This window comes from Streptomyces sp. NPDC029169, assembly GCF_055563935.1.
Genome location: NZ_JBVHXA010000015.1, coordinates 149,959 through 170,561, shown reverse-complemented (window position 1 = coordinate 170,561; position 20,603 = coordinate 149,959). Strand labels below are relative to the sequence as shown.

Genomic DNA, 20,603 nt, shown 5'->3' with positions numbered 1-20,603 from the left:
CCGTGCGCGACATGCTCCTCATCGCTCTGTACGCCTTCGTGGGCGCGGCGGCCGCCGGGCTGCCAGGCGCGGGGCTGCTGCGGTTGTTGCGGCGCCGGTCGGTCGCGGTGTCGCTCGGCGTCGTCGCGGCCGTCGCCGTGACGGCGATGCTCTCCGGGACGCTCGCGGTGGCCTGGGCGATGTTCCTCTCGCCGCACGACCTGTCCGTGGTCACCACGGTCGTCGCGATGGCGGCCGTCGTCTCGCTCGGCACGGCGCTCCTGCTGGGCCGTCAGGTCGTCGCGAGCTGCCGGGAACTCGCCGTGGCCGCCCGGGATTTCGGGGAGGGCGGGGTCTTCACGGCGCCCGCCGTGCCCGCGCCCGCCGAACTGGCCGCGCTCAGCCGGGAGTTGTCGGCGACCAGTGAGCGGCTCGCCGAGTCCCGGGAGCGCGAGCGCGCCCTGGAGGCGTCCAGGCGGGAGCTGGTGGCCTGGATCTCGCACGATCTGCGGACGCCGCTCGCCGGTCTGCGGGCCATGTCCGAGGCTCTGGAGGACGGTGTGGTCGCCGATCCCGCCCGCTATCACCGGCAGATCAGGACCGAGGTCGACCGGCTGAACACCATGGTGGGCGACCTGTTCGAGCTCTCCCGTATCCACGCGGGCGCGCTGACGTTGAGCCCGGCCCGTGTCTCGGTCCACGATCTGGTGGACGACGCGCTGGCCGGCGCGGTGCCGCTCGCACGTGAGCAGGGGGTGCGTCTGGTGGGCGACCGGGTCGCGCCGGTGCCGGTGGAGGTGGACGGCCGGGAGATGACGCGGGTCCTGGCGAACTTGCTGGTCAACGCCATCCGTCACACGCCGGCCGACGGCACGGTCGCCGTGGCGGCCGAGCGCCGTGCCGGCTCCGTGGTCCTGTCGGTCACGGACGGCTGCGGCGGCATCGCGGTGGACGAGCTGCCGCGGGTCTTCGACACGGGCTGGCGGGGCACGGAGGCCCGGACGCCGCCGGGCGGCGCGGGCCTGGGGCTCGCCATCGTCCGGGGGATCGTGGAGGCGCACGCGGGCAGCGCCGGTGTGCGCAATGTGGACGGCGGGTGCTGCTTCGAGGTCACGCTCCCCGCAGCCCGTTCGTAGCGAACTCGGCCATGCCCTCGGCGAAGCCGACCGCGGGGCGCCAGCCGAGGTCGGCGCGGATGCGGGCGGAGTCGGCGGTGATGTGGCGTACGTCGCCGAGCCGGTACTCCCCCGTCACGACCGGGGGCGGCCCGCCGTGGGCGGCGGCGAGCGCCGTCGCCATCTCGCCGACGGTGTGGGGCTCGCCGCTGCCGGTGTTGTACGAGGTGAGGGTGGCGGGGGCGCGGTCGTCGAGGGCCTCCAGGGCGAGGGCGTTGGCGGCGGCCACGTCCCGTACGTGGACGAAGTCCCGGCGCTGGCCGCCGTCCTCGAAGACGCGGGGGGCCTCGCCGCGCGCGAGGGCGGAGCGGAAGAGGGAGGCGACTCCGGCGTAGGGGGTGTCGCGGGGCATCCGGGGGCCGTAGACGTTGTGGTAGCGCAGGGAGACGGCTCTTCCGCCGGTGGTGCGGGCCCAGGCGGCGGCGAGGTGTTCCTGGGCGAGTTTGGTGGTGGCGTACACGTTGCGCGGGTCGGCGGGGGCGTCCTCGCCGACGAGGCCCGGCGCGAGGTCGGCGCCGCACGTGGGGCAGCGGGGTTCGAACCGGCCCTCCGCGAGGTCGTGTTCGGCGCGGGGGCCGGGGCGCACGGGGCCGTGGGCGGGGCAGTCGTAGCGGCCCTCGCCGTAGACGACCATGGAGCCGGCGAGTACGAGCCGGCCGATTCCGACCTCGGCCATGGCGGCGAGGAGGACGGCGGTGCCGAGGTCGTTGCAGCCGACGTAGTCGGGGGCGTCGGCGAAGTCCTTGCCGAGGCCGACCATGGCGGCCTGATGGCACACGGCGTCCACCCCGTCGAGGGCGCGCGCGACGGTCTCACGGTCCCGCACGTCCGCGTGCACCCACTCGGCCCCGGCGGGCGGGGCCGGGGGCGGTCCGTGGTGAGCGGTCGGGAGGAGGCCGTCCAGGACGACGGGACGATGGCCACGGGCCGCGAGGGTGTCGACGATGTGGGACCCGATGAACCCCGCGCCGCCGGTCACAAGTACACGCATACGGATCACCGTACGGACCGCACGCCGATCAGCCCGGGCGTGCGCGCCGACGTCCGTGATTCGTAAGGAACATGCACCCTGTCCTGCCTACGCCGGGCGCAGGCGGATCGGGAGGAACTGGTGGCCGTTGCTGATCAGGGAGGGGAGGGGGCGCAGGTCCGTGGGCGGGACGGCCAGGGTGAGGCCGGGGAAGCGGGTGAAGAGGTGTTCCAGGGCCGTGGCCACCTCCAGGCGGGCCAGGGGGGCGCCGAGGCAGAAGTGGACGCCGTGGCCGAAGGCCAGGTGGTCCTTGGTGGTGCGGGTGACGTCGAAGGTGTCGGCCGTCGGGCCGTGCCAGTCGGGATGGCGGTTGGCCGCCGCGTACGAGGCGAGGATCGCGTCGCCGCGGGCGATGGTGCGGCCGTCGGCGAGCGGGATGTCCGTGACCGCGTAACGGAGCGGGAGGTGTTTGACGGCCGGCTCGTGGCGGAGGGTCTCCTCGACCACGTCGTTCCAGCCGGTCCGGCCGGCGCGGAGGTGGGCGAACTGGTCGGGGTGGGTGAGCAGGGAGGTGATCGCCTGGTCGATGACGTTCACCGTCGTCTCGTACCCGGCGCTGATCACCAGCAGGAGTGTGTCCCGCAGTTCGGCCTCGGTGAGTGTGGAGCCGTCCTCGTCGCGCGTGGCGATGAGGAGCGAGGTCATGTCCTCGCCGGGTTCGGCCCGTTTGGCGGCGATGAGGTCGTCGAGGAGGCCGTAGAGGCGTGCGGCGTTGGCCGCGGCTTCCTCTGCGGTGAGCGTGGTGTCGAAGACGCCGTCCACGAGCGTACGGAAGCCGTCGCGGCGCTCCTCGGGGACGCCCATCATGTGGCCGATGAGGGCGATGGGCAGCGGGTAGGCGAGCCGTTCGCGCAGGTCGACGACCTCGCCGGGCGGTGAGGCCGCCAGGTCGTCGAGGAGCCCGGTCACCAAGGTCTCGACGACCGGGCGCAGGGTGGCGACGCGGCGGGCGCTGAACGCGGGGGCGACCAGGCGGCGGAGCCTCGCGTGGTCGGCGCCGTAGGCGGTGAACATGTTCGACACCGCGACCCACAGGGCAAGCGGCCAGTTTGGTACCGCCTCCTCGAAGGCCGGCCAGTGGGCGCGGCCGTCCTTGGACACGTCCGGGCCGGTGAGGAGTCTCCTGAGCAGGACCGGGTCGGTGACCGACCACGCCCGCACGCCGAGGACGTCCACGAGAGCCGCGGGGCCGTGGGCGCGCAGCAGCCGGTGTTCGGCGTGGTGGTCGGCGCCGGTGGGATCGAGAACGATCGGGTGGTTCGGGCGGCTCACGGCGGTCCTTTCGGCGGAGGGGTGGAACGGCGAGCCCTTCCAGGGTGGGTGCCGTGAGGTTCTGACGAAAGATCAGGATGTGGACCCGGTGGCCGATTTCGGCAGGCGCGCGGCCGCGCGCCCCGTCCATCAGGTCATCTGTCCCGGACTCTTGACTCCGCTCGCGGCAGTCGGGATCCTCGACCACGCCTTTCGCGCGGAACATGACAACCTCCCTCGACCGAAGACGTGAGTGATGTCCATGAGACCCCCCTCGCACAGCCGTGCGTCCGGCAGGCGCGGGCCGCTGGCCGTGCTCGCGCTGCTGCTCGCCACCATGGCCATGCTGCTGGGCCCGGCGCCCGGCTCGGCGGCCGACGACTCCTGGTGGAACCCCGTCGCCCGGCCCCAGCCCGACTCCGCGATCAACATCACGGGCGAGCCCTTCAAGGGCACCAACGCCAAGGGCGAGGTGCGCGGTTTTGTCGACGCGCACAACCACCTGATGTCCAACGAGGCCTTCGGCGGCCGCCTCATCTGCGGCCAGACGTTCTCGGAGCAGGGCATCGCCGACGCGCTCAAGGACTGCCCCGAGCACTACCCCGACGGCTCGCTCGCGGTCTTCGACTTCATCACCAAGGGCGGCGACGGCAGGCACGACCCGAACGGCTGGCCGACGTTCAAGGACTGGCCTGCCCATGACTCGCTCACCCACCAGCAGAACTACTACGCCTGGGTCGAGCGGGCCTGGCGCGGCGGTCAGCGGGTGCTCGTCAACGACCTCGTCACCAATGGCGTGATCTGCTCGGTCTACTTCTTCAAGGACCGTAGCTGCGACGAGATGACGTCCATCCGGCTGCAGGCCCGCAAGACGTACGAGATGCAGGACTACATCGACAGGATGTTCGGCGGGCCGGGCAAGGGCTGGTTCCGGATCGTCACCGACTCCGCGCAGGCCCGTGAGGTCATCCAGCAGGGCAAGCTGGCGGTCGTCCTCGGGGTCGAGACCTCCGAGCCCTTCGGCTGCAAGCAGATCCTGGACATCGCGCAGTGCGACCGGGCCGACATCGACCGCGGTCTGGACGAGCTCCACCAGCTGGGCGTGCGCAGCATGTTCCTCTGCCACAAGTTCGACAACGCGCTGTGCGGGGTCCGGTTCGACGAGGGCGCGCTCGGCACCGCGATCAACGTCGGCCAGTTCCTGTCGACCGGCACGTTCTGGAAGACCGAGAAGTGCACGGGACCGCAGCACGACAACCCGATCGGGCTCGCGGCGGCGCCGCAGGCGGAGAAGCAGCTGCCGGCGGGCGTGGCCGTCCCCTCGTACGCGGGCGACGCGCAGTGCAACACCCGCGGCCTGACCGAACTCGGCGAGTACGCGGTGCGCGGCATGATGAAGCGCAAGATGATGCTGGAGATCGACCACATGAGCGTCAAGGCCACGGGCCGGGCGCTGGACATCATGGAGTCGGCGTCGTACCCGGGCGTCCTCTCCTCGCACAGCTGGATGGACCTGAACTGGACCGAACGGGTCTACGGGCTCGGCGGCTTCATCGCCCAGTACATGCACGGCTCCGAGGGCTTCAGCGCGGAGGCGAAGCGGACGGACGCCCTGCGCGAGAAGTACGACGTGGGCTATGGCTACGGCACCGACATGAACGGGGTCGGCGGCTGGCCGGGCCCGCGGGGCGCGGACGCCCCGAACGCGGTGCGGTATCCGTTCCGCAGCACGGACGGCGGCTCCGTCATCGACCGGCAGACCACGGGGCAGCGGACCTGGGACCTCAACACCGACGGCGCCGCGCACAACGGCCTGGTGCCGGACTGGATCGAGGACATCCGGCTGGTCGGCGGCCAGGACGTGGTGGACGACCTGTTCCGGGGCGCCGAGTCCTATCTCGACACCTGGGGCGCCTCCGAGCAGCACCGCGCCGGGGTGAACCTGGCCTCGGGCGCCGCGGCATCGGCGTCCACCATTGAGTGGTGGAACCCGTTCGTGACGTTCGCGCCCGGCCGGGCCGTCGACGGCGACCCGGGCACCCGGTGGGCGAGCGAGTGGAAGGACGGGCAGTGGCTCCGTATCGACCTCGGGGAGCCGCAGCTGGTCAAGCGGGTCACGCTCGACTGGGAGCGGGCGTACGGAAAGGCGTACCGCGTCGAGGTCTCCGACGACGGCGCGTCCTGGCGCACCGCCTGGTCCACCACGAGCGGTGACGGCGGCCTGGACACCGTCCAGTTCGCCGGTACGACGGCGCGGTACGTCAGGATCTACGGCGTGACGCGCGGCACCGAGTGGGGGTACTCGCTCCGCGAGGTGGGCGTCTACAGCGGGTGACGGAGACCGGTGATCCATGGGTGGGGTGGCCGGACGGTCGCCCCACCCCGTGCCGTACGAGAACCGCTGGCCGTACGAGAAGGGAACCACCGCATGTCCCGTATGCCGCTCGCCGAACGGCGTCGGCAGTTGACCGAGGCGGCGATCCGGGCGATGACCCGGGACGGCGTGCCGAGGACGACGACCCGGTCGATCGCCGCCGAGGCGGGCGTGTCGCTGAGCGTCTTCCACTACTGCTTCGACTCCAAGCAGGCCCTGCTCGAGTCCGTGATCTCGGCGATCACGGACCACTACGTGGGGACGGTGAAGAAGGCGCTCCGGCCGCGCGCCACGTTCCGGGAGACCATCCGGGCGGGCTTCGAGGCGTACTGGGAGCACGTCCGCGCCCACCCGGGCGAACACATGCTGACGTACGAGCTCACCCAGTACGCGCTGCGCACACCGGGGTTCGAGCCGCTGGCCCGCCGTCAGCACGAGCGGTACGCGGAGATCTACCACGAGCTCATCGTGGAGCTCGACGCGAGCATGCTCCTCGACATCCGGGTTCCCCTGCCGGTCCTGGCCCGCTATCTGGCGGCGGTCACGGACGGGCTGACCCTGAACCTCCTCGTCGTGGGCGACGATGAGGAGTCCTCGGCGGCGCTCCTCGACCTGGTCACCGATCAGGTCGCGGTGCTCGTCAGGGAAAAGAGGGTGTGACCGTCCAGTGCGGGGGCGAGGAGGGCGAAGGCGCGCTCGATCAGTTCGGCGGGGTCGTCGGTGCCGTCTCCGGCACTCCATCGGTGCAGGGTGGCGTCGAAGGCGGTGAGCGCCATCCCGGCGGCGAGGCCCGGGTACAGATCGGTGGCGGGATCGAGCTTCAGACGGTGCGTCAGCTCCGCCGCCAGGTCGTCGCTCCACCGCAGCCGCCGCTCCAGGAAGCGGGCGTGCAGGGCGGGGGTGCCCAGGATCAACCGCACCACGCGCAGGGCCCGTTCCGTGTGGTCGGGGTGGTCGGTGCAGGCGGCGATCGGAACCGCCATGGCGTGGCGCAGCGCCACCGACGGCGGTTCCCCGGCGGGGCGGGCGGCGAGTTCGGCGCGGATGCCGGTGCCCATGTCGGCCAGGAACTGGACGACGACGTCCTCCTTGGACGCGAAGTACCGGAAGAACGTCCGCTTGGACACGCCGGCGGCGGCCACGATCTCGTCGACGGTGACCGCGTCGAACCCCTTCACCGCGAGGAGTTGCAGGGCGGCTTCGGTCAACTCGTTCGAGACGAGCTGCCGTTTGCGCTGGGCCAGGGTCAGGTCAGGGCTCGGACTCACGACGCCCAGCGTACACCCCATGCCCTCCATAACACTCAGGCGCGCCTTGACACTTGGTGTCATCAGCGGCAACGTGTGCCGCATGACGGAGATGCGACAGTGGACCGCGGAGCGGATCCCTGACCAGACCGGCCGGCTGTGCGTCGTCACCGGAGCCAACAGCGGCCTCGGCCTGGCGACGACGCGGGCGCTCGCCCGCCGGGGCGGGCACGTGATCCTCGCGGTACGGGACGAGGCCAAGGGTCATCGGGCGGTCGAGGAGATCGCCGCGGAACATCCGGGCGCCCGGCTCGACGTACGCCACCTGGACCTGGCCGATCTCGACTCGGTCCGCGCTTTCGCCCGCCGGCTGCGCGCGGAGCTCGCGCGCCTCGACGTGCTCGTCAACAACGCCGGCGTGATGGCGCCGCCCCGCACGCTGAGCGCGCAGCGGCACGAGCTGCAGTTCGCCGCGAATCACCTCGGCCACTTCGCCCTGACCGGGCTGCTGCTCGACCTGCTGGCCGCCGGGGCCGACCCCCGTGTGGTCACGGTGAGTTCGCTCAACCACCGCAAGGGCCGTCTCCGCTTCGACGACCTCGACGGCGAGCGGGACTATGCGCCGATGCCCTTCTACGACCAGTCGAAGTTCGCCAACGCCGTCTTCGGGTACGAACTGCACCGCCGGCTGGCCGCGGCCGGCAGCCCGGTGCGCAGCCTGCTCGCCCATCCCGGCTACGCGGCCACCCGCCTTCAGACGAGCGCGCCGGTCGCCCCGGTGCGTGTGCTGTACGGCCATCTGCTCAAGCCGTTCGCCCAGACGCCGGAACGCGGCGCACTCCCTCAGCTGTACGCGGCGACCGCCCCCGGCGTGGCGGGCGGCCAGTTCTTCGGCCCGGACGGGCCGGGCGAGATGCGCGGCGGGCCCGCCCTGGTACGCCTCTCCCCCGAGGCGGCCGATGCCGGAACCGGCCGCCGGCTGTGGGAGGTGTCGGAGCGGCTGACCGGCGTTCGGTTCGATGTGTCGGTATAAACAGGCCCATGCAGCATGCCGAGCGCTATGAGCTGACCTTTCCCGGATCGGGTGACTCGATCGTCGTCACCCGCACCGACCGCACGGGAGCCGGCGGGCACCCCGTGTACACCGACGAGACGGGCATCGTGCAGGCCGAGATCGACGAGCAGGGCAATGTACGCATGCTGGCGAGCGGCGGGCACCAGAGCCACGACGTGCCCGCACGCGCCGTTCCCATGGACTGAGCGCCTTCGCAGGGCCGGCTCAGGCGTAGGGGTCGAACGGGATGCCCGCGGGCTTCGCCTTCGCCAGGTGGGGGCCGAAGTTGCCGTCCTTCAGGCCGAAGACGGCGCTGCCGAAGTTCGCCTGGCTCAGCTTGTCGCGCAGCCCGGCGGGGTAGCCGTTCCAGCCGACCAGGGCCGGGAACTGCCACACGTGCTCGTGGTTCTCCGGCGGCTCGTCGCCCGAGTTGGCGGGGCGGAAGCAGTGGGTGCCCAGGCCGTCCTTGTGGTAGACGATCTTGGGGTGGGTGCCGTCCCAGCGGATCTGGTCACGGGCGTAGGTGTCGAAGTCGCCGTGCGCGGAGGTGGAGACGTACCGGGCCTCGTTGTTCTGGATCCAGACGACGACGTGTTCCCAGTCGTGGCGGTGGCCGCCGAGTCCGCTGCCGGCCAGGGCCTGGTCCTTCTCGAAGTAGAGGCCGTAGAGGACGGCGCACCAGCCGTTGTTGCACTTCGAGCGGGCGTAGCCGTTGGTGTTGTCGAGGTCCCAGGAGTCCCGGCACTGGCCGTTGAGAGCGCCGGACGGGTTGAGGCCGCCGTTGACCGTGCCGTCGGGGCCGATGGCCGGCGTGGAGTAGCAGCCGTCCGTGTCGTAGTCGTAGGCGGGCTGGAACGTCTGCTCCAGTCCGTCGGCGTTGGCGGGCAGCGCCCCGGGCGGCGCGGCGAACGCGCTGCCCGAGACGGCGACCACCAGCACGATGCTGCTGCCGAGGGTGACGGAGACCCTGCGGATCCACGAACTCGTCTTCACCTGCGTCCTCCTGAGGGACCGCGATGCGGGGGGTGCGCGCCGTGCGTTCGGCGCTGGGATTTGGCATGCCCAGATCAGTTCTCTCGAACCCCGCTGTCGCGTGGAGGACCGGCCGATGGCGGCCGGGTGAAGGGCTGCGGTCGCCGGTCCGGTCAGACCTTCGCCCCGGACGGCGCATGCGGCGCCGCGGCGGCGCCTTCGGCGTCGGTCGCCTCGTCGGTGCCGGTGGCTGCGTCGGTGCCGGCTGCGGGCCGGGCCGGGATGAGGAAGGCGACGACCGCCGCGGCGAGACCCACGCCGCTACCGATGAGCAGGGCGACGCGGAACGCGTCCTCGGCGCCACGGGGGCGGGCGTCGGGCGCGCGGCACCGACGGGCGACTCGACCGGAGCGCCTGTGTGCTGCTCAGCCGCATCGAGATCGACGGGCCCCTGTCCATCGGGCAGCTCAGCGAGGCCTTCGGCCTGGACGCGTCCAGGCTCAACCGGCAGACCGCCGCGATGCTGAAGGCCGGGGTCGTCGAACGGATCCCGGATCCGGATCACCGCCGAGGGGCGGCGCCGGCTCGACGCGGACCGCGCCGCGAACGTCCACGGCCGGGAGCGGGTCCTCGAGAACTGGACGGCCGACAAGGTGGCCGACTTCGCCGCGTAGCTGCGCCGCTTCAACAGCGACACCGAGCGCCTGGAGGGCCGCCCCTGGCCGCGGCCCCGGCCCCGCGACTGACCGGGGCCCGGCCGCCGAGTGACCGCGGCGAGTGTCCGGCTCCCCGGCCCGCGGACCAGCCCCGGAGCCCCTGTCCTAGACTCCGGCCCATGACCACTGCGACCGCGGACATCGCCCGGGATCTCGCGCCGACCGGCGTCCTGCGGGCGTCGATCAACCTCGGCAATCCGGTCCTGGCGCACGGCACACCGGACTCCCCCGGCGGGGTCACGGTCGACATCGCCCGGGAGACCGGCGCGCGCCTCGGTGTCCCGGTCGAGCTCGTCTGCTTCGACGCGGCCCGCACGTCGTACGAGGCGATGGCCACCGGCCGCGCCGACCTCTGCTTCCTGGCCGTCGAGCCGGCGCGCGAGGCCGAGGTGGCCTTCACCGCCCCGTACGTCGTGATCGAGGGCGTGTACGCCGTGCCCACGGACTCGGACCTCGTCACCCCCGCGGACGTCGACCGCGAGGGGGTACGGATCGGTGTGAAGCGCGGGTCCGCGTACGACCTGTACCTCACCCGCACGCTGCGGCACGCGGCCGTCGTCCGCGGCGAGGAGGGCGTCGACGCCTTCCGTACGCAGGGTCTGGAGGTCGCGGCCGGGATCAGGCAGCCGATGACCGCGTTCGTCGCGGCGAACGCCGACGTCCGGCTGATCCAGGAACGGTTCATGGAGATCCGGCAGGCCGTCGGCACGACCCGGGCCCGGCGGCCCGAGACGGTCGGGTTCCTGGGCGACCTGGTCGAGGAGCTGAAGGCCGACGGCTTCGTCGCCGACGCGCTGCGGCGCGCGAACCAGTCCCCCACCCTGGTGGCGCCGCCTCGGCACGACGAGTCCCGATCATGGTGATCTTTGGCCCTTGACGCGCTTTCGGGCACGCGGTCCGGCCGGGGAGAGTGGGGTCACCGGGTCGGTGAACAGACCCGCCCGGCGCGACACCCGTACACCCTGAAGGAGAACGATGGCTCTGGAGATGCGTGAGACGTGCGAGCGCTGCGAGACCGCGGCGCTGCCGCCGGACGCGCCCGCGCGCATCTGTTCGTACGAGTGCACCTTCTGCGTGCCCTGCGGCGACGCCATGGACGACATCTGCCCGAACTGCGGCGGTGAGCTGGTCCCCCGGCCGCGCAGGATGGCCGCCGCCTGACCGTGAGCCGTTTAGCGGGGCCGTCGACGGTTACTCGCTGGTCGCAGCAGGATTCTCCGCGCCCTCACGCGCGGAGAAGGACGGATCAAGCCTCTGAGGGGAGGCGGACATGAAAACGTCGGCACGGCGGTCCGCGATCTTCCTGGGCGCGGCCGCTCTCCTGGCAGCGGCATGCGGTACGACCAGCGGTGGAGGCGGCGCTTCGGCAGCTGCCGGCGAGGACGGGGTACTCAAACTCGGATACGTCCTGCCCGAGACGGGGCAGCTGGCCTTTCTCGGCCCGCCCATGATCCAGTCGACGAACTTCGCGATCAAGGTGATCAACGACAGCGGTGGCGTACTCGGCAAGCCGATTCCGAAGGTGCTCGGCTCCGACGAGGCAGGTCAGGAGGCTGTGGCGGCACAGTCGGCGGACCGCCTGCTGAACGCGGGGGTCGACGCGATCATCGGTGCGGCGGCTTCCGGGATGTCGCTGGCCATCATCGACCGGGTGACCGGTGAGGGTGTCGTCCAGTTCTCGAGTTCCAATACGGCGCTCACCTTCACCGACTACGACGACGGCGGCTTCTACTTCCGTACCGCGCCGAGCGACGCGCTGCAGGCCCCGATCCTGGCGAAGGCGATCCAGGGCGACGGGCACAAGCGGGTGGCCCTGATCGCGCGCGCGGACGACTACGGGCGCGGGCTGCTCGACTCCACGAAGAAGGCCCTTGAGGACGGCGGTGCCACGGTGACGCTCGCCGAGACGTACGACCCCAAGGCCACGAACTTCGACCAGATCGTCCAGAAGATCAAGAACTCGAACCCGGATGCGGCTGCGGTGATCGCCTTCGAGGAGGGCGCGCAGATCATCCAGGGGATGGTCGAGGCAGGCATCGGGCCGGACAACATCGGCGTATTCGGCACCGACGGACTGCGCAGCGAGGAGCTGCCCAAGCTGGTGTCGCCCGCCGACCCCGGCCGGCTCGCGGGCATGAAGGGAACGGCTCCGGCCTCGGTGACCAACCCCGAGTTCGTGAAGGCCCTGAAGGCGTTCGCGCCGAACCTGAAGGTCCTGCAGTTCGCCCCGCAGACCTTCGACGCCGTCACGACCACCGCGCTCGCCGCCGAGCAGGCCAAGTCGGACGACCCGGGGAAGTTCGCCGAGGAGATCGTCGCGGTCACGAAGGACGGAGAGAAGTGCAATTCCTTCCCCGCCTGCAAGAAGCTGCTCAGCGAGGGCAAGGACATCGACTACGACGGTGTGAGCGGTCCCCTCGACTTCACGGACGCCGGTGAGCCGGGCCAGGCGACGATCGAGGTGTACGCGTACAACGACAAGGGCGAGCTGAAGACGGTGCGTACGGAGGTGAGCAAGGGCGCGGAGTGAGAGCGGAGTGACGGAGTGACACTGGGTGAGAGCGGAGTGACACAGGGAGTGAGAGCGGAGTGACACAGGCCCACCGCGGTGGGACAGGTCCACCGCGGTGAGGTCAGCGGACGCGGGCGAGCGTACCGAGGTAGAGATCGATCACCTTCTGGTCGTTCAGCAGATCGAGACCGGCGCCGGTGTACGCGTTGCGGCCCTGGTCGAGCACGTAGCCGCGGGCGCAGATCTGCAGACACCTGCGGGCGTTCTGTTCGACCATGAGGATGGCCACACCCGCGTCGTTGATCTCCTTGACCCGGTCGAAGACCTGGTCCTGGTAGATCGGGGACAGCCCGGCCGACGGCTCGTCGAGCAGCAGCACCCGCGGCTCCATCATCAGCGCGCGGGCCATGGCGAGCATCTGCCGTTCACCGCCCGACATGGACCCCGCCTTCTGCTTCCGGCGGGCGGCGAGCACCGGGAAGATCTCCTCGACCGCGGCGGCACGCTCGGCGTAGGCCTTAGGCCGCAGGTACAGGCCCATCCGCAGGTTCTCCTCCACAGTGAGAGCAGCGAAGACGTTGGCCAGCTGCGGTACGTATCCGACGCCGCGGCGGACCAGTTCGTGCGCGGGCCGGTTGGTGACGTCGTCGCCGAACAGCCGGACCCTGCCCTTGCGGATGCGCAACAGTCCGAAGACGGCCTTGGCCAGGGTCGACTTGCCGGCGCCGTTGGGGCCGATGACCCCGACCAGTTCGCCCTGCCCGACCTCGATGGTGCAGCCGCGGAGCACGTCGACGCCCGGCACATAGCCGGCGATGATGTCGTCGGCCACGAGGGCGGGGCCGTATCCGGAGTTCGGCGGCACCTCTGGTGTCTCGTTCATGGCGATGACGCCTCCTCTCCCCCGCTCGCCTCGGGTTCGTCATGGCGCTTGCCGAGGTAGGCGTCCACGACGGCGGGGTTGCGGCCGACGGTGGACGGCGGGCCCTCGGCCACCAGCCGCCCGCCCGCCATGACGGCCACCCAGTCGCTGATGCCCATGACGACGTCCATGTCGTGCTCGACGAAGCACACGGTCAGGCCCTCGTCCCGCAGCGCCGTGATGTGGCCGAGAAGCGACTGGGTCAGGGCCGGGTTCACTCCCGCCATGGGCTCGTCGAGCAGGAGCATCAGCGGTCGGGCCATCAGGGCGCGCGCCAGTTCGAGCAGCTTGCGCTGGCCGCCGGAGAGCGTGCCCGCGTAGTCGTCCCGGAGCCGGGTGAGCCGAAAGCGTTCGAGCAGTTCGTCGGCCCTGGCCACGGCGTCGCGCTCCTGTCCGCGCCAGAGCGGCGGCAGCAGCGCGGGCAGGAGTCGCTCGCCGCGCTGCCTGGGGGTGGCGAGGAGCATGTTCTCCAGGACGGTGAGCCGGGCGGGGGTGCGGGTGAGCTGGAACGTACGGACCAGGCCGAGCCCGGCGATCCGGTGCGCCGAGCGGCCGTTGAGCGGCTGTCCGTCGAACGACCACCGGCCGCTGTCGGCCCGGTCGAAGCCGCTCACGACGTTGAACAGGGTGCTCTTTCCGGCGCCGTTGGGGCCGATCAGGGCCGTGATGGTCCCCCGCTGCACCTCCAGGTGATCGACCTGGCAGGCGACGAGACCACCGAAGGCGCGGGTGACACCGTCGAGGACGAGCAGCGGGTCCGGCTTGGGCACGCCGGGTACGGGCTCGGGCCCGGGTACAGCGGCAGGTACAGGCTCGGGCACGGGGAGGGGCTCCCGCACCTGCTGCGGCTCCAGTTCGGGCTCCAGTTCCGGCTCCGGCTCCGGCTCCGGTTCCGGGACGGACGCGGGGCGCGTGTCATCGGCCACTGAGCAGCATCTCCTTCCGGCTGCCGAGGATTCCCTGCGGTCTGAACGCGACGAGAAGGATCAGGGCGATTCCGACGAGGGCGAAGCGGACGGCGCCGATCTCCGACGTACTGATGACGTCGGAGGAGATGACGCCGGCGTCGATGGCCTGGCGCAACGCGCTGTCGAGGAAGGTGAGCACGAACCAGAAGAGGATCGAGCCGACGACGGGACCGAGGATGCGCCCGGCACCGCCCAGGACGAGCAACGTGTAGAGGAAGAAGGTGACGCCGGGATCGAAGCTGTCCGCACTCACCGACTGGACCTGGATGGCCTGCAGCATGCCGGCGACCGCACCGAGCACACCACCCAGGACGAGGCTCGTCATCTTGTACGCGTAGACGTTCTTGCCGAGGCTGCGCACCGCGGTCTCGTCGTCGCGGATCGACTTGATCACACGGCCCCACGGACTGCGCATCAGCATGGCGAGCAGCAGGCCGACGATGACGACGAGCGCCCAGGCGACGATCAGCACCCACAGGTCCCGCGAGCTGAAATTGACGAGCCAGAAGCCGTACGAGCCTCGGGGGATGGGGTTCAGGTCGTAGAACTCGTTCGCGAACCGCTGGAGACCGAATACGCCGCCGGTGGTGGGCTCGGCCCAACTGGAGCGGTAGAACAGCCGGAGCGTCTCCCCGGCGGCGATGGTGGTGATGGCGAGATAGTCGGCGCGCAGCCGCAGCGTCGGCAGGCCGAGCAGCAGGGCGAGGACGATCGCGGAGGCGAGTCCGACGAGGATCCCGAGCCACATCGAGCCGCCCCAGGTCGCCACGGTGATCGCCAGTCCGTAGCCACCGACGAGCATGAAGCCGACCTGCCCGAAGTTGAGCAGCCCGGTGTAGCCGAAGTGCAGGTTCAGACCCATGGCGGAGAGCGCGAAGATCGCGGCGATGGGGCCGATGCCGGATCGGATGGCGTCGGAGAGGATGACTTCGAAGTCCATGGCTCACCACCCCTCATCCGACGCGTTCACGCCGGCCGAGGATGCCCTGCGGCCGGACGAGCAGGACGACGATCAGCGTGAGCAGCGCCCAGGCGTACTGCAGGTCGACCGGGAACCACAGCGTGGACATCTGGGCGACGATGCCGATGACGAGGCTGCCCACCATCGCGCCGTACGCGGAGCCGAGACCGCCGAGGATGACGCCGGCGAACATGAGCAGCAGCAGCTTGAAGCCCATGTCCCACGTGATGACCTCGACGAGTCCGAAGAAGACGCCGCCGAGGGCCGCGAGCGCGCCACCGAGCATCCAGACGACGAGGACCACGCGCTGGACGTTGATGCCCGATGCCTCGGCCAGGTCGCGGTCGGCGGAGACGGCCCTGATGGCCGTGCCGATCCGGGTCTTCTGGAGCAGCGCGGCGACGCCGAGGAGGGCGGCGATCGACAGCAGGGTGACCGTCAGGTCGCGTGGGGTGATGCCGGCGGGGCCGAGATCGATCGCCTCCTGGATGTCGTACTGGGCGTATGAGCCGGGGCGGGTCCCGTACAGCACGAGGACGAGGTGCCGCAGCAGCAGCGACAGGCCGATCGTGACGATGAACATGTTGATCAGCCCGGTGCCGCGGGCCCGCAAGGGGCGCCACAGGCCGCGGTCGACGGCCGCGCCGAGGAGGGCGCCGAAGGCGACGGCGGCGAGCGCCGCGGGGATCAGATGCCAGCCGGGGCCGGAGGGCGAGACGTTGAGGAAGAAGGCGAAGGTCGCGCCGATGGTCACGAACTCGCCGTGCGCGAAGTTGATCAGGTGGATGGTCCCGAAGATCAGGGACAGGCCGACGGCGCAGATGGCGATGATGACGCCGAACTGGACGCCGTCGAGGAGGGCCTGCAGGGCGCGGGCGCCGAAGTTCGGGCCGCGCGGGACCTCCTCGTCCTGTGCCAGTCCACGGGCGGCCGCGGGGAGCGCGGGCGCCGTCACGAGGAGCAGGGCGAGTGCCGCCACGAACAATCGCTGATGACGCACGGCAGGTCCGGTGTGTCACGTGCCACGAACACCTTGTGACGTCCAGTGTCTCACCGCCCGGGGGGTCGGGCCATCCATGTCCGTGGTAGGGGGGTGATCGGGGGCGGCGCGGTGTCGGCGGACGCGGCGCGGGTAGCCGCCCGGGTGGAATCGTCATTCCTCTCCGGGAGGAAGCCGTGAAGCTGCACTTCCTCGACCCGCTGTACGTCCATCCGGGGCCGGTCGTCTCCGTCTACCTCGACACCTCGCGCGACGGCGACGATGCGGACCGGGCGATCGAGCTGCGCCTGCGGAACGTGCGCAGGAGCCTGCTCTCCCAGGGTGCCGACGAGGACACGATCAGTGCTCTCACGCGTGGCGCCGCTACGGACCGTGACGTGGCCGGGCCGCACGGCCAGGCGCTGTTCGCCGCGCACGGCGGGCTCCTCCTCGCGGAGCCGCTGCCCGAACCGCCCGCCCTGAGCAGTGCCCGGTACGGGATGCTCCCTGACGTGCTTCCGCTCGTGCTCCAGTACGCGCCTGCCCTCCCCTACGCGGCCGTCGTGCTCCACCGTGTGCACGCGGCGGAGCACGGCGGCGGGCACCCGGTGGACGAGGACGAGGTGGAGCTGGACCACGAGATGGGCCGGTGGCCGGTGAGCCGGGTCGCGCCCGCACCCCGCGTCCACCGTCGGATCCCGGTGGTGGGCTGGCCGAAGGAGGTCGAACAGCTGCTCGCGGAGCTGGTGGACGGCGTGGAGGCCGAGGGTACGGAGACGATCGTGCTCGCCGGCGACCCGTGGGCGGTGAACAGCCTCATCAGGGCCGCCCCGCGGAAGCTGCGGGAGCTGTTCGTGAAGCTCAAGGACGGGCATCCGCGCCGTCCGGAGCCCGGCCGGGCGCTCCTGGAGGAGGAGCTCGCCGCCTTGTTCGCCGGCCGCCTACCCGCCCACGACCGGCATCAACTGGACACGTACCTCGGGCAGCGGGCGCGCCACCGGGAGTACGTGGAGGGGATCGACGCGGCCGTCGCCGCCCTCCAGCGCGGGCAGGCGCGGACGCTGATCCTGGACCGTCCGGTGCGGCACACCCGGCATCTGTGGGTGGGTTCGGCGCCCACGCATCTCGCCCTGTCCGCCGAGGAGTTGAGCGCTTTCGGCCTGCACTTCTCCTGGGAGGAACCGGCGGCCGGCGCCGCGCTGCTCCGCGCGGCGGCCGGTACGCAGGCCGAGTTGATCGTCGTGCCGGACGAGGAGCTTCCGCTGGCGGACGGCGTGGCGGTCCTGCTGCGCTACACCGAGGCCTGACGCGCGGTGCCCGGACTCCTCAGGACGAGCAGGGCGATGTCGTCGGTGCGCCGGGACGCGGGGCGGACCCGTGCCAGGAGCGTGTCGATGAGCAGGTTCAGGTCGCGGTCGTCCAAGGCCGCGAGATGGGCGGCGAGTTCGGCGAGCGAGTCGTCGAAGTCGGTGCCAGGCGTCTCGACGAGTCCGTCGGTATAGAGGAGGAGCAACTGCCCGGCGACGAGCGGGATCTCGGTGACGGGGTAGACGGCGTCCGGGTCGATGCCGAGCAGCGGGCCGGGCGGTACGTCGAGCGGTGCCGTGCGGCCGTCGGGGAGGCGAGCCAGGGGCGGCGGATGGCCCGCGCTGGCGAGGCACACACGGCCGCGGGCGGAGTCGACCTGGGCGTACAGGCAGCTCGTGAACAGGCCGGGGTCGAGGTCGGTGAGCAGCCGGTTGGTGGCCGAGAGCACCTGGTCGGGCGGCGCGCCGAGGGTCGCGTGGGCGTGGACTCCGGTGCGGACCTGGCCCATCAGCGCTGCCGCGGCGACATTGTGGCCCTGGACGTCGCCGATGACGGCCGCGGCAGCGGTGTCGCCGAGCCGGATCAGGTCGTAGAAGTCGCCGCCGATGTCCATGCCGAAGGTGGCGGGGAGGTAGCGGGCGGCGACGTCGAGCCCGGTGACGGTGGGGAGGCCGTGCGGCAGGAGCGCCTGTTGGAGGCCGTGGGCGATCTGGAGTTTCGTGTCGTAGAGGCGGGCCCGGTCGAGGGCCTGCGCGATGAGTCCGGCGAGCGAGGTCAGGACGGCGCGTTCCTCGGACGAGAAGGTGTGGGGCCGGTCGTACGAGAGGACGCAGCAGCCGACGGGCCGGCCGGAGATGATCAGGGGCAGGAACGCCCAGGCCTGTTTGCCGCTGATCGGGTGGGCCTCGGGGTAGATCCGCCGCATCTCCTCGGGGTCCGCGAAGAACGAGGGAATGCCGCTGGCGAGCGCCTGCCCGGCGGGGGTGAGGGTGGTGTCGACGGGTAGTCCGTCGAGGCGCTCGACGATCTCGGCGGGGTAGCCGCGGTGTCCGGTGATCCGCAGGCGGCCGGAGTCGACCGCGGAGAGGACCAGTCCCTGGGCGCCGAAGGCGGGCATGATCTGGTCGGCGACCAGATCGACGACGTCCTGGACCCCGACGACCTCGGTCAGGCCGGCCGCCAGGTGCATGAGCTGGTAGAGCCGGCCCGCGCGGGCGGGGGCGACGGGGCCCGGGGCGCGGCCGGGCGCGGGGGCGGCAGGCGGACGGGCGCCGGTGGGGACGATCCGGACGCTGATGCCGTTGGCGTCCGGATAGAGGTGGAAGTCGAGCCACCGGTCCGGCGGGCGGCAGGCCGTGAAGGAGACGGGCTCGCGGCTGATCACGGCGGCGCGGTAGCGGTCCTCGTAGGTGGGGTCGTCGAGCCAGGGCAGGGAGTGCCACGGCAGGGTTCCCAGCAGGGCGGAGGCGTCGCGGCCGAGGAGCTCGGCCGCGCCCGAGCTCAGGAAGGTGAGGTGTCCTTCCAGGTCCAGGGCGCAGCTGCCGCCGGGCAGACGCTCGGCGAAGTCGGCGGCCGCCTGGGCGGGGGTCGCGGGCCTGCGGCCGGTGTCGAGCGGCACTTCGCGGGGCGGGTCGGCGGGGACGTAGGGCTGTCCGGACTCGGCGGCCTCCTCCAGGAGGCGGGCCAGGCGCCTGCAGCAGGAGAAGAGATAGCCGCGTTCCCGCCGCGTCAGGCGGGGCGGGCGGGTCGCGGGCCACATCAGGAGCAGGCAGCCCCAGCTCCTGGTGCCGGTGATCGGTGCGGCGGCGAGTGCGAGCGGGTACGGGAGGGCCACCGCGGTCCGTGGATAGGTGCGGGCCATCTCGTGCTGGCTGCCCACCCAGACCAGGCGGTCCTCGCGTACGGAGTCGGCCACCGGGGCCGGGGCGGCCAGCGGCACCTTCGCCCACGGCGCGGCGAACTCGGCCGGGGCCCCGCAGAGGGCGTCCAGGCGCAGGACCTGCGCGTCGGGGGCGAGGAGATAGACGGCTCCGATGGAGGCACCGGTGCGGCGGACGGTCTCCATGAGCGCGGTGTCCACTGCTCCGGCGCCCCGGGCCGGCCCGACCGTGCTGGTCACCAGGCACCTCCAGCGTCGCAGCCTCATTATCCCGCGGGCCTGTCCCGCGGGCGCCGCTCCGTGGTCGTCACGGCGGTCGGCGGTCGTCACGGCGGTCGCCGCATGTCAGAAGACGGAGAGGCCGGTGATCGTGGTGAAGCGGTCGAGCGCCGCGACCCCCGCGACCGAGTTGCCGCGTTCGTCGAGACCGGGGCTCCACACGCACAGAGTGCAGCGGCCGGGGACGACCGCGATGATGCCGCCGCCGACGCCACTCTTGCCGGGCAGGCCGACCCGGTAGGCGAAGTCCCCGGCCGCGTCGTAGGTGCCGCAGGTGAGCATGACGGCGTTGACCTGCTTGGCCTGGCTGCGGGTGAGCAGCCGTGAACCGTCGGCGCGGATGCCGTGGCGGGCCAGGAACCCGGTGGCGAGGGCGAGGTCGGCGCAGGAGGCCTCGATCGAGCACTGCCGGAAGTACTCGCGCAAGAGGGTCGGGACGGGGTTGGCGATGTTCTCGTACGAGGCCATGAAATGGGCCAGCGCGGCGTTCCGGTCGCCGTGGGCGGTCTCCGAGGCGGCGACGTCACGGTCGAAGTCGAGGTCCTGGTTGCCGCTCTCGACGCGCAGCAGGTCGAGCAGGGAGCCCGAGGCGTCGCCGGTGAGGCTGTGCAGCCGGTCGGTGACGACCAGGGCTCCGGCGTTGATGAACGGATTGCGCGGGATGCCGTGCTCGTACTCCAGCTGCACAAGGGAGTTGAAGGGGTTGCCGGACGGCTCACGTCCGACGCGCTCCCAGAGCGTCTCGCCGTCGTGGGCGAGGGCGAGGGCCAGCGTGAAGGCCTTGGTGACCGACTGGGTGGAGAAGGGTTGTTGCCAGTCCCCCACCCCGTAGACCGTCCCGTCGAGCTCGGCGACGGCCATGCCGAAGCGGCTCGGATCGCCGGCGGCGAGCGCCGGAATGTAGTCGGCGGGCCGGCCCCGGGCGACGAGGTCCCCGATCTCCTCGGCGATGCGCTCGAGGACCGGCTGGAATGACAGCAGCATGATCCTCATCATG

General features: G+C 71.6%; 20 protein-coding genes and 1 pseudogene. 10 read left to right on the top strand and 11 right to left on the bottom strand.

Annotated elements, in window-relative coordinates:
• The first annotated feature begins 2 nt into the window (after positions 1-2).
• On the top strand, positions 3-1,115 hold the full coding sequence (locus tag ACZ4VI_RS25890; RefSeq protein WP_468002886.1) for a sensor histidine kinase: 1,113 nt from the start codon (positions 3-5) through the stop codon (positions 1,113-1,115).
• On the opposite strand, the gene ACZ4VI_RS25885 is transcribed toward ACZ4VI_RS25890, so the two are convergent.
• Both ACZ4VI_RS25885 and ACZ4VI_RS25880 read right to left on the bottom strand, forming a co-directional pair.
• A complete protein-coding gene (locus tag ACZ4VI_RS25885) occupies positions 1,090-2,145 on the bottom strand; it encodes an NAD-dependent epimerase/dehydratase family protein (protein WP_468002884.1) in 1,056 nt (351 codons plus the stop codon). The genes ACZ4VI_RS25890 and ACZ4VI_RS25885 overlap by 26 nt on opposite strands.
• Positions 2,146-2,232: 87 nt before the next feature.
• Positions 2,233-3,456, bottom strand: coding sequence for a cytochrome P450 family protein (locus tag ACZ4VI_RS25880; protein ID WP_468002882.1), 1,224 nt, complete (start codon positions 3,454-3,456; stop codon positions 2,233-2,235).
• A gap of 235 nt (positions 3,457-3,691) precedes the next feature.
• Here ACZ4VI_RS25880 and ACZ4VI_RS25875 point away from each other — a divergent pair, with 235 nt between their 5' ends.
• A complete protein-coding gene (locus ACZ4VI_RS25875) occupies positions 3,692-5,770 on the top strand; it encodes a galactose-binding domain-containing protein (RefSeq protein ID WP_468002880.1) in 2,079 nt (692 codons plus the stop codon).
• A 93-nt stretch (positions 5,771-5,863) separates the two neighbouring features.
• Positions 5,864-6,469, top strand: coding sequence for a TetR/AcrR family transcriptional regulator (locus tag ACZ4VI_RS25870; RefSeq protein WP_468002878.1), 606 nt, complete (start codon positions 5,864-5,866; stop codon positions 6,467-6,469).
• On the opposite strand, the gene ACZ4VI_RS25865 is transcribed toward ACZ4VI_RS25870, so the two are convergent.
• A complete protein-coding gene (locus ACZ4VI_RS25865; protein ID WP_468002876.1) occupies positions 6,433-7,098 on the bottom strand; it encodes a TetR family transcriptional regulator in 666 nt (221 codons plus the stop codon). The genes ACZ4VI_RS25870 and ACZ4VI_RS25865 overlap by 37 nt on opposite strands.
• A gap of 61 nt (positions 7,099-7,159) precedes the next feature.
• Here ACZ4VI_RS25865 and ACZ4VI_RS25860 point away from each other — a divergent pair, with 61 nt between their 5' ends.
• A complete protein-coding gene (locus tag ACZ4VI_RS25860) occupies positions 7,160-8,089 on the top strand; it encodes an oxidoreductase (protein WP_468002874.1) in 930 nt (309 codons plus the stop codon).
• Positions 8,090-8,097: 8 nt separating this feature from the next.
• Positions 8,098-8,316, top strand: coding sequence for a DUF6296 family protein (locus ACZ4VI_RS25855; protein WP_468002872.1), 219 nt, complete (start codon positions 8,098-8,100; stop codon positions 8,314-8,316).
• 19 nt (positions 8,317-8,335) lie between these two features.
• Here ACZ4VI_RS25855 and ACZ4VI_RS25850 read toward each other — a convergent pair whose 3' ends face one another.
• Together ACZ4VI_RS25850 and ACZ4VI_RS25845 are read right to left on the bottom strand one after the other, a co-directional pair.
• Entirely contained in the window at positions 8,336-9,103 is a 768-nt protein-coding gene (locus ACZ4VI_RS25850; RefSeq protein ID WP_468002870.1) for an NPP1 family protein, read from the bottom strand.
• Positions 9,104-9,255: 152 nt separating this feature from the next.
• A complete protein-coding gene (locus ACZ4VI_RS25845) occupies positions 9,256-9,399 on the bottom strand; it encodes a hypothetical protein (protein ID WP_468002868.1) in 144 nt (47 codons plus the stop codon).
• Positions 9,400-9,473: 74 nt separating this feature from the next.
• Between ACZ4VI_RS25845 and ACZ4VI_RS25840 the strand changes: the two are divergent.
• The 4 genes and pseudogenes from ACZ4VI_RS25840 to ACZ4VI_RS25825 all read left to right on the top strand — a co-directional run.
• Positions 9,474-9,756 (top strand): annotated as a pseudogene (locus ACZ4VI_RS25840) (MarR family winged helix-turn-helix transcriptional regulator); the annotation flags it as partial.
• Positions 9,757-9,917: 161 nt separating this feature from the next.
• A complete protein-coding gene (locus tag ACZ4VI_RS25835; RefSeq protein WP_468002866.1) occupies positions 9,918-10,661 on the top strand; it encodes a transporter substrate-binding domain-containing protein in 744 nt (247 codons plus the stop codon).
• Positions 10,662-10,773: 112 nt separating this feature from the next.
• Complete coding sequence (locus ACZ4VI_RS25830) at positions 10,774-10,959, top strand: DUF1272 domain-containing protein (protein WP_468002864.1); 186 nt, start codon at positions 10,774-10,776, stop codon at positions 10,957-10,959.
• Positions 10,960-11,068: 109 nt separating this feature from the next.
• Positions 11,069-12,328 carry an ABC transporter substrate-binding protein gene (locus tag ACZ4VI_RS25825; protein WP_468002862.1) on the top strand — a complete coding sequence of 420 codons (1,260 nt, stop codon included), beginning with the start codon at positions 11,069-11,071 and terminating at the stop codon, positions 12,326-12,328.
• A gap of 103 nt (positions 12,329-12,431) precedes the next feature.
• Here the strand turns inward: ACZ4VI_RS25825 and ACZ4VI_RS25820 are convergent, their stop codons facing one another.
• From ACZ4VI_RS25820 to ACZ4VI_RS25805, 4 genes are read right to left on the bottom strand one after another with little or no spacing between them, the layout of a single operon-like run.
• Positions 12,432-13,193 carry an ABC transporter ATP-binding protein gene (locus ACZ4VI_RS25820; RefSeq protein ID WP_468002860.1) on the bottom strand — a complete coding sequence of 254 codons (762 nt, stop codon included), beginning with the start codon at positions 13,191-13,193 and terminating at the stop codon, positions 12,432-12,434.
• On the bottom strand, positions 13,190-14,158 hold the full coding sequence (locus tag ACZ4VI_RS25815; RefSeq protein WP_468002858.1) for an ABC transporter ATP-binding protein: 969 nt from the start codon (positions 14,156-14,158) through the stop codon (positions 13,190-13,192). The genes ACZ4VI_RS25820 and ACZ4VI_RS25815 overlap by 4 nt, the downstream gene beginning before the upstream one ends.
• Positions 14,148-15,140: a branched-chain amino acid ABC transporter permease gene (locus ACZ4VI_RS25810; protein ID WP_468002856.1), complete on the bottom strand. Its 993-nt coding sequence runs from the start codon at positions 15,138-15,140 to the stop codon at positions 14,148-14,150. Before ACZ4VI_RS25810 ends, ACZ4VI_RS25815 begins: the two co-directional genes overlap by 11 nt.
• Positions 15,141-15,153: 13 nt before the next feature.
• Entirely contained in the window at positions 15,154-16,140 is a 987-nt protein-coding gene (locus tag ACZ4VI_RS25805) for a branched-chain amino acid ABC transporter permease (protein ID WP_468002854.1), read from the bottom strand.
• Positions 16,141-16,337: 197 nt separating this feature from the next.
• Between ACZ4VI_RS25805 and ACZ4VI_RS25800 the strand changes: the two genes are divergently transcribed.
• Complete coding sequence (locus tag ACZ4VI_RS25800; protein WP_468002852.1) at positions 16,338-17,447, top strand: baeRF2 domain-containing protein; 1,110 nt, start codon at positions 16,338-16,340, stop codon at positions 17,445-17,447.
• Here ACZ4VI_RS25800 and ACZ4VI_RS25795 read toward each other — a convergent pair.
• Together ACZ4VI_RS25795 and ACZ4VI_RS25790 are read right to left on the bottom strand one after the other, a co-directional pair.
• On the bottom strand, positions 17,432-19,513 hold the full coding sequence (locus ACZ4VI_RS25795; protein ID WP_468002986.1) for a SpoIIE family protein phosphatase: 2,082 nt from the start codon (positions 19,511-19,513) through the stop codon (positions 17,432-17,434). The genes ACZ4VI_RS25800 and ACZ4VI_RS25795 overlap by 16 nt on opposite strands.
• A gap of 159 nt (positions 19,514-19,672) precedes the next feature.
• Positions 19,673-20,602, bottom strand: a complete 930-nt coding sequence (locus ACZ4VI_RS25790) for a glutaminase (RefSeq protein ID WP_468002984.1) — start codon at positions 20,600-20,602, stop codon at positions 19,673-19,675.
• Position 20,603: the final 1 nt, after the last annotated feature.